Origin of the sequence: Burkholderia sp. E168m23, assembly GCF_016586125.1 — a bacterium.
GTDB classification, from domain to species: domain Bacteria; phylum Pseudomonadota; class Gammaproteobacteria; order Burkholderiales; family Burkholderiaceae; genus Burkholderia; species Burkholderia orbicola.
The window spans coordinates 1-3513 of record NZ_BCPP01000774.1 but is presented as its reverse complement, the minus strand read 5'-3'; the positions used below and the strand labels follow the sequence as shown (position 1 = coordinate 3513).

The following is a 3513-nucleotide window of genomic DNA, read 5'->3' as shown; positions in this document are numbered from 1 at the left end:
GCTCGACGCGATCCGCGACACGCTGTCGATGGTCGCCGCGTCGGCCGCGATCGCCGCGCTGATCGGCATCCCGCTCGCGGTGATCCTCGTGACCACCGCGCCCGGCGGCATCTACGCGCGGCGCGGCGTGAACGCGGTGCTCGGCGCGCTCGTCAACGTGTTTCGCTCGACGCCGTTCATCATCCTGCTGGTCGCGCTGCTGCCGTTCACGCGCGTGCTGATCGGCACGACGATCGGCGTGTGGGCGGCCGTCGTGCCGCTGTCGATCGCCGCGATCCCGTTCTTCGCGCGGATCGCCGAAGTGAGCCTGCGCGAAGTCGATCGCGGGCTGATCGAGGCCGCGCTCGCGATGGGCGCGAAACGCCGCCACATCGTGTGGCACGTGCTGCTGCCCGAAGCGCTGCCCGGCATGCTCGGCGGCTTCACGATCACCGTCGTCGCGCTGATCGGCTCGACCGCGATGGCGGGCGCCGTCGGCGCGGGCGGGCTCGGCGATCTCGCGATCCGCTACGGCTATCAACGTTTCGACACCACCGTCATGGCGACCGTGATCGTGATCCTGATCGCGCTCGTCTCGGCCGTGCAAATCACGGGCGACCGCCTGGTCCGACGCGTGACCCGGCGCACCTGAGCGACGCCACGAGCGTCCGCTCGTTTCATTCCTGATCCTGAGAGAACAACCATGACCTTGCCCATCGGCGCGTCGCGCGAATGGAACGGACAATTCGAGGAAGCGCTCTTTCTGGAGGTGGCGCGACGCCATCGTCCGGACTTCCCCGACAAAGTGGCGACGCCGTCGCGTGAGCCGCGCAACGGCGACGAGCTGGCTGCCGTCGCCGACTACTACACGAAGATGGCGTCGCACGACCTGTTCATCGTGCAGGTCGTCGCGAAGGCGATCGACACGCTGTTCCGCGACGATCCGCATTTCCAGCTGATCTTGTCGCGCCAGCTCGGCGACGATGGCGCGCATGCGGTGATCGGCCGCGAACGCGTGGCCGAACTCACGGGGCGCGATCCGCTGCCGGAGGTCGACCGGCTCGTCGCCGCGCACTGGGCGCGTATCGGCGACATCGCGGTGCGCGATGTCGCGGGCTTTCTCGCGTTCGAATGGCACTACGAGCTGCACATCCTCGCGAAGCTGTGGATTCAGCGCAAGACCGGCCGCATCGGCGACAGCGCGATGCGCGAGCACGGCGAGAACCGGATTCGCCCGGACGAGGAATGGCATCGCGTGCAGATCGTCCAGTGGTGGTTCGACACGCTGCAGGCGCTGCCGGCCGCCGAGCGCGACGCGCTGATCGATCGCGTGATCGCGGCCGACGAGGAAACCCAGGCGCGGCTCGACGGCTATCTGCACGACGAGTACGCGCATACCGCACTGGTGTTCGGCGCGGATATCGCCGAATATCGTGCGATCTACGACGACTGGCGGCGCGAGATCCTGTCGCGGCTGACCGGCCGTCAGCTGGGCGCGCTCGTCCCGCTGTCGGGCGAAACCGTTGAACAGGAAGCTGTCGCATGAACGATCCCCGCGGCCCGGCGACGCTGGCGCCGGATACCGATGCACCGGCCGTCGACCGCGCGGCGCTGGCGCGCGCGATCGACGCGCTGCGCGTGAGCGCCGCCGAGCGCGACCGCGCGGGCGGTCATGCCGCCCGGGAGAAGCAGTGGCTCGCCGACGCGGGTTTGCTGACGCTCGCGGTGCCGCGCGCGTTCGGCGGGCAGGAAGCGGCGTGGCCCGAGATTTACGACGCGATCCGGCAGGTCGCGCGGGTCGACAGCGCGCTCGCGCATCTCGTCGGCTTCCAGTGCCTGCAGGTGGTGAGCGTCGACGTGTGGGGCAACGCCGCGCAGCGCGAACGCTACCTGCGCGGCACGGTCGACCGGCGCTGGTGGTGGGGCAACGCGGTCAATCCGCTCGACACGCGGCTCGTCGCCACGGCGACGCCCGACGGCGGCTACCGGCTCGACGGCGTGAAGGGCTTCTGTTCCGGCACGCGCGGCTCGCAGCGGATGACGGTATCCGCGCACGATCCGGCCATCGGCCGCACCGTGTTCGGCGTGGTGCCGACCGATCGGGCCGGGATCACCGTCAACGACGACTGGGACCCGGTCGGCCAGCGCCAGACCGACAGCGGCAGCGTGCGCTTCGACGGCGTGACGCTTGCGCCGGACGAGGTGCTGCACCGGTCGGAAGCGCCGCCGACGCCGCGCGCGACGCTGCGCACGCTGGTGTCGCAGCTCGTGCTGACGAACCTGTTCGTCGGCCTGGCGGAAGGCGCGCTGGCCGAGGCACGCGACTACGTGCGGCAGCACGGCCGCCCGTGGATTCATTCGGACGTCGAGCGGGCCGAAGACGATCCGTACACGTTGCAGCGCTTCGGCGACATGCGCGTGCGCGCGATCGCCGCGACGGCGCTGGCCGATCGCGCGGCCAACGCGTTGCAGCACGCGTGGACGCGACAGGATGCGCTGACGGCCGACGAACGCGCCGAAGTCGCGCTCGCGGTGTCGGAAGCGAAGATCGTCGCGCAGCGCGCGGCGCTGGATAACGGCGAGGCGCTGTTCGATGCATGCGGCGCGCGCGCGACGGCCGCGTCGCTGGGCCTCGACCGTTTCTGGCGGAACGCGCGCACGCATACGCTGCACGATCCGCTCGACTACCGGCTGCGCGACGTGGGCCGGTATGCGCTGACGGGTGAGTTGCCGCCGGCGTCGCTCTATACGTAATGGGCAGCGGGGCGGTACCGGCACGGCGCCGCGTACTGCCTTCGCTGTCGGCACGAGCACATCGATGAGCAGGGCTGCTGGACGTTTGAAATGATATGTTATATCGTAGCGATACAATATATCATTTCATCTCCAACGTCCTCTTCCGGAATCGCCCGATGAACCCCGCCCTTCATCCGTCCACGCGGCTTCCCGTGACCGTCCTGTCCGGCTTTCTCGGCGTCGGCAAGACGACGCTGCTCAACCACATCCTCAACAATCGCGAGGGCCGGCGCGTCGCGGTGATCGTCAACGACATGTCCGAGGTCAACATCGACGCCGCGCTCGTGCGAGACGGCGGCGCGGGACTGTCGCGCACCGACGAGAAGCTGGTCGAGATGAGCAACGGCTGCATCTGCTGCACGCTGCGCGAGGATCTGCTGATCGAGGTCGACCGGCTCGCGCGCGAAGGACGCTTCGATCAGCTCGTGATCGAATCGACCGGCATCTCGGAGCCGCTGCCGGTGGCCGAGACGTTCACGTTCGAAGGCGAGGACGGTCGCAGCCTCGGCGAAGTCGCGCGGCTCGACACGATGGTGACGGTGGTCGACGCGTTCAATTTCCTGCGCGATTACGCGTCGCGCGACAGCCTGCAAGCGCGCGGCGAATCGATGGGCGACGAGGACGCCCGCACGGTCGTCGATCTGCTGATCGACCAGATCGAGTTTTGCGACGTGCTCGTGATCAACAAGATCGACCTGATCGACGCCAGCGCGCGCGAGCGGCTGATCGCGCTGCTGC

At 68.9% G+C, this 3513-nt stretch carries 4 protein-coding genes; all 4 read left to right on the top strand.

Going from position 1 to position 3513, the window contains the following annotated elements; translation table 11 throughout:
• Nucleotides 1-631, top strand: a 631-nt coding sequence (locus JMF90_RS29340) for a methionine ABC transporter permease (protein WP_201325770.1), incomplete at its 5' end; no start/stop codon positions are given.
• A gap of 51 nt (nt 632-682) precedes the next feature.
• Entirely contained in the window at nt 683-1525 is an 843-nt protein-coding gene (locus tag JMF90_RS29335) for a hypothetical protein (protein ID WP_077177816.1), read from the top strand.
• Nucleotides 1522-2733, top strand: coding sequence for an acyl-CoA dehydrogenase family protein (locus JMF90_RS29330; RefSeq protein WP_077177815.1), 1212 nt, complete (start codon nt 1522-1524; stop codon nt 2731-2733). The genes JMF90_RS29335 and JMF90_RS29330 overlap by 4 nt, the downstream gene beginning before the upstream one ends.
• Before the next feature lie 158 nt (nt 2734-2891).
• Nucleotides 2892-3513 (top strand): GTP-binding protein (locus JMF90_RS29325; protein WP_201325769.1); only part of this gene is annotated, 622 nt, incomplete at its 3' end.